Raw genomic sequence first — 4,700 nt, 5'->3', positions numbered from 1 at the left:
TCCTGCTCCGATAGTGTGACCTCCGCTTTCTTTGGACGTCCGCGTTCCATGGCCATACTCCTGTTTCAGCAGCATAGCCAATAGACACCTCAACTTATATAAAGTTACTTGCGGGACGCCACACTAGCTGATACGTCGAAGGCTGCCTTACCTAAACCTGAATAAAAGAAAAAGAAGCTGTTCTAGCGGCCGAAACTTAGTCAAACTATGTGGTAATGCTATGCAACCGTACAGAGCCAGTTCGATCCGCTGCTTGGAGTTTCGCCTCGCGGCTAACTGGCCCGCTTCTCCGCATCCCGGTTCCTCTTCCTATTCGTCTACCCAAATCACAGTATCCGTGACTTTTGCCCGAGTAGTCCGGAATTGATTGGCCCGATGTTCCCGGTCCGCGTATCCGAATGAAATGCCGCAGACCACCCGCCTGTCGTCCCCTAAACCAAAGTAGGATCGGATGAATTTGGAATGCGCCGCCAGCGCGGCCTGCGCATTTGCCGCAACACCTAGGCTCCGGGCCGCAAGCATGAAGTTGCTGACGTAAGCGCCACAGTCAACGGCACCGTATGTTCCTAGCGGTTCATCGCTGGTAATGATTGCGACATGCGGCGCCCCGAAAAGACGGAAGTTTTCAAGGGCCTGGCGTGCTGACGCTTCGCGGTCACCGCGCGCAATGCCGACGCTCTCATAAAGGTTCCGTTGCGATAAGGAGGTTAGCGCGAGAAAAAGCGGATAGTTTGTCGCTTAATTGGCCAGGGAGTAAAACTGGTCTGCAGCGAACGTGACATCGGCCTTAGGACAGTCCCGCTGCCCTTTTTTGATCATATGCATTGTCTCAATACCGGCGAGCAGAATACGCGTACAACGAAAAGATTGAAAGCCCAGCATCGGCCGGATGATGCGCTTGATCGCTCGGTGATCCTGCTCGACGATGTTGTTCAAATACTTCACCTGGTCCAGCTCTATCGGCGCGCCGGTATCGTGCTGAATGCTTCGGATAGCGGCCGTGTTGGCACCGCTCTTGTCGATGGTGATCTTGTCGGGTAAGCCGCGCCGGCCGATGGTGCGTTCCAGAAAGCGGCGTGCAGTCGCCAGATCGCGCCTGGCAGTAAGCAGGAAGTCCACGGTGTGACCTTCTTTATCCACTGCGCGATAAAGGTATTTCCATTCACCGTGGACCCTGACGTAGGTCTCATCTATCCTCCAGCTGCTGCCGACCGGGGGCTTACGACGGGGAAGTACTGCAGCTAGCACCGGTAGGATCTTCATCGTCCAGCGATGAATGGTTGTGTGATCGACGAACACACCGTGCTCGTGCATCATTTCCTCGATGTGCCGCAGGCTCAGCGGATAAGCGACGTACCAGCGCACGCAGGTCAGCATGATCTCCAGTGGATAGTGGAGTCTTTTAAGCACATGGCGTAAGGCGTCATCCATCAATATGCAGTCACCATGAAACCGACTACTCTAGCAGAAACGGCTTAATGCAACGGAACCCTCTCGCTTACGAGTTCACCTTTCTATGAGGCTCTGACGTTGATTTAACATCAGATAAGTGTCGCCTTAGATTGTGCATTTATGTGCTGCAGCGACTATGCGATAGGTGGCGTCCAATCAGTCATCTTGAGATTTGTGCCGGTCTGGTGTGAAACGTCGGACTTATCCCATGTAATGATCGCCGTTTCCCTTGTAGCGGTAATGCTCACATATAGCCGACATCGTTGGTGCTGACTGCATGGATTTTGCAGTGTACGTAAGTCTAGTATCGGCAACTTTAAAAGTTCAACTCAAGTGACGAGCCATTCACATGCAGCTTTCGTTTAGAAAATCTAAACGCTCCTTTATCAAATCGTATAGCCAGGGTCTTGTTTGATGATCTGTCTGTGCCTATGCTTTGTAAAAACGTGTTTCGCTTAGTAGCATTTGAATCCCTCAGTTCACCATATCAGAAAGAAATCATGAGCAAAAATATCCAACAGCGCGTTGCAGCATGTGTTACACCTGAGCTTGTACAGGAATACCACCGAAACGGGGCGGTATGCGTGCGTGGTCTTTTTTCCCCCGATGAAATTCAACTTCTAACTCAAGGAATTGAGAAGAATCTTGCTGCACCGAGTCCATCATCGAAAGTGGCAAGCCGCCCTGATGATCCTGGATGGTTCTTCGAAGACTTTTGTAACTGGTCGCGAATCAGTGAGTACCAAACGTTCATTGGGCGCTCACCGGCCGCTGCAGCGGCTGCAGAACTAGTTGGTGGCCAATCCATTCGGCTCTACCATGATCATCTGTTGGTCAAAGAGCCAGGTACCCAGCAGCGGACGCCATGGCATCAGGATCAACCTTACTACAATATCGAAGGTCATCAGAACGTTAGCATGTGGATTCCCGTTGATCCCGTTCCCCGTCAAGCAACCCTCGAGTTTGTCGCCGGATCACATTTAGGTCCTTGGCTCATGCCAAAGAGTTTCATGGACGATCAGGCAAAGTGGTTCCCTGAAGGCACTCTTGCACCAATTCCAAACATCGAAGCGAACCGAGCTTCTTACTCCATTCTCGCATGGGAGCTTGAACCGGGAGACATGGTATGTTTCAACATGCTTACGTTACATGCTTCGGGCGGAACCCCCAGTAGAAGGCGTGCATTTTCGGTTCGTTTCATCGGGGACAACGTTCGCCACGCACCAAGGGCCTGGAAAACGTCTCCAGAGTTCACTGGCCTGGAAAAGGAGTTGCCCGCCGGCGCGCCAATGGACCATCCCCTGTTTCCTGTCGTCTGGCCCGTTTCAGCGATTTCATAGGGGATAGGTTGAAATCATATCGTTGCTAAAGGAAAGATGGGCACGGAAGGCCGGGATTTGTTGGAATCTAACGAACGAGTGCTACGGGTTCTCTACTTCTTCGTCAATGCTCTCTGCTTGTCCACCTATTGGCTGGAGCGAGATTTCCTTGTGCCGTTAAGAGGAATTGAAGTGACGGGGCCATTGGCCGCAATAAGCTGCCAAAATAATGGATCGTCATTTCTTTTCTATTGCCGCTTGTTTTGAAGCAGGCGTTCCGTTGCGCTTGACTGCTCCCTTCCTTTGGCAACAATCCAACGATGAAAGTGTCTGCACTGCCCCTTATCAAATGCGCTTTTACTCCACTTCAAATAGTAAGGCGTCGGTAAGGCGAGTGGCGCATGAATCGGCATAAGTAATTCCCCACTAGCGAGCTGCTCAGCGATCATCGAGTATTGCGCAAGTACGAATCCGTGGCCGCGTACCGCCGATTCCACTGCCATACTGGATAGCGAAAATACCCGATAGCGCTCGTTGATATTGAACGACTCAACGCCATGAGCCACAAACCAATCACTCCAGGAAGGCGGTAATGCAAATTTAGGCGCCCAGTCTACGGACAGCAGTGGATATAGCAAAATGTCGTCTGGCCTCCGGACCGTTTTTCTGCCTTTTAGTAATTTAGGACTGCAAGCTGGCACGACGCAGTCAGAATACAGCAACATTGCATTATCGCCCTCCGCGACCATGTCGCCGTAGGTAATGCGAAAGTCGACATCGTACATATTCGGCAATGGCTCTGGGTAAGCCCCATCGAGATAAACGTTAAGGCCAGGGTGGTCCTGCTGCCACGTATAGACAAGTGGTGAAAGCCAATTTGTCATGAGGGAAGGAAGGGCGCTAATCGTGAGGCTGTTTTCATCTTTTACACGGCTGATTTCGTCCTGGGCGACCCGCAAGCTCTCAAATGCGCCCGCACAGCTCTCATAGAAATGCTTTCCAGCGGCCGTCAATTCAAGACTCGCACCTTGTCTTATTAGAAGCGTTAGCCCGAGAGTATCCTCGAGAATCTTTATCTGCTGGCTCACTGCGCCCGGCGAGATATTCAGTCTTCGGGCTGCTTCTGTCATGCTGCTGCACCGCCCCAATGTTTCGAACACTTGTATAGAGCGCAGTGGTGGTAGCCTACTCATAGCAGAATGAGGAAAAATTATGTTTGTTCCATTGTAATCCTGCTTTCGTGCGGTACGCTTTAGAAAAGCTAAATAGACCTTTAGTTTTGAACAATGTTGCGAGTTTAATTGTCCAGACCTGAAACTTTGTAGCGCGAGAGCGGCACCGTCCTTCGTACTTTATCGCGCCGCAGCGAGTTCAAATATTTTATTGGCTAGGTGCGGGTATCCTGACGTGCAATCATCGGTTCCTTGCCGCTGTTGTCGTGAGCTGAATCAGCCTTCTTGAAAACAATGAAAAATTTCGATCGGCATGATTCGACTATCGAAACTCCTGAATCGGAGGCGGCGTTTTCGTATGAGTTCAAGCGCGTGCCTATAAGTCTTGCATGAGCTTCCTCCACCGAAATATGGGGCTGGAAGAAATACCATACTTTCGATCAACACAGGAAACCGCCATTCCTGGCACATTGAGTTCGTTAACTGCACGCCGCTTTTCAGGAAGCGTCCATCGCCTGCGCCGCTGGATCACTCCAGCTGCGGCGCAACAAGGCGGGTTTTGTCGCATTAGCAGCGAAAAGAAAATTTTAGGCGCAAGGGCGTGGCGGCCTCTTATGCGGAACGGATTTTTCTTGCGAGCGCATAAAATTGCTCGGCAAAAGACAGTGCGTCGCTGCCTTTGAGATTGAGCTGGTTTTTGCGGATCATGTGCATCAGTTCAATGCCGGCCAGGACGTTCTTGGCGGACCGAAATGAC

The 4,700-nt window shown here is 51.3% G+C and carries 3 protein-coding genes and 3 pseudogenes; 1 reads left to right on the top strand and 5 read right to left on the bottom strand.

What is annotated here, in order from left to right:
- Positions 1–309: 309 nt before the first annotated feature.
- Both ACFQUU_RS28950 and ACFQUU_RS28945 read right to left on the bottom strand, forming a co-directional pair.
- Positions 310–687 (bottom strand): annotated as a pseudogene (locus ACFQUU_RS28950) (nitroreductase family protein); the annotation flags it as partial.
- A gap of 51 nt (positions 688–738) precedes the next feature.
- Entirely contained in the window at positions 739–1,431 is a 693-nt protein-coding gene (locus ACFQUU_RS28945; RefSeq protein ID WP_382252059.1) for an IS6 family transposase, read from the bottom strand.
- 521 nt (positions 1,432–1,952) lie between these two features.
- Between ACFQUU_RS28945 and ACFQUU_RS28940 the strand changes: the two genes are divergently transcribed.
- On the top strand, positions 1,953–2,792 hold the full coding sequence (locus ACFQUU_RS28940; protein ID WP_382252058.1) for a phytanoyl-CoA dioxygenase family protein: 840 nt from the start codon (positions 1,953–1,955) through the stop codon (positions 2,790–2,792).
- Between the two features lie 227 nt (positions 2,793–3,019).
- Here ACFQUU_RS28940 and ACFQUU_RS28935 read toward each other — a convergent pair whose 3' ends face one another.
- The 3 genes and pseudogenes from ACFQUU_RS28935 to ACFQUU_RS28925 all read right to left on the bottom strand — a co-directional run.
- Positions 3,020–3,964: a LysR substrate-binding domain-containing protein gene (locus ACFQUU_RS28935; protein ID WP_382252056.1), complete on the bottom strand. Its 945-nt coding sequence runs from the start codon at positions 3,962–3,964 to the stop codon at positions 3,020–3,022.
- 361 nt (positions 3,965–4,325) lie between these two features.
- Positions 4,326–4,511, bottom strand: a pseudogene (locus ACFQUU_RS28930) (transposase); the annotation flags it as partial.
- A 44-nt stretch (positions 4,512–4,555) separates the two neighbouring features.
- Positions 4,556–4,700 (bottom strand): annotated as a pseudogene (locus ACFQUU_RS28925) (IS6 family transposase); the annotation flags it as partial.

Origin of the sequence: Herbaspirillum sp. GCM10030257 (assembly GCF_042666555.1) — a bacterium.
Taxonomy (GTDB): Bacteria; Pseudomonadota; Gammaproteobacteria; order Burkholderiales; family Burkholderiaceae_D; genus Noviherbaspirillum.
Note: the sequence above shows the minus strand (reverse complement) of the source record. Positions and strands in the feature narration are given on the sequence as shown.

Bases quoted from the DNA above. Each gene is read 5' to 3' on its own strand.
- ACFQUU_RS28935 (WP_382252056.1), bottom strand. From the start codon at position 3,964: ATGAGTAGGCTACCACCACTGCGCTCTATACAAGTGTTCGAAACATTG.
- ACFQUU_RS28940 (WP_382252058.1), top strand. From the start codon at position 1,953: ATGAGCAAAAATATCCAACAGCGCGTTGCAGCATGTGTTACACCTGAG.
- ACFQUU_RS28945 (WP_382252059.1), bottom strand. From the start codon at position 1,431: ATGGATGACGCCTTACGCCATGTGCTTAAAAGACTCCACTATCCACTG.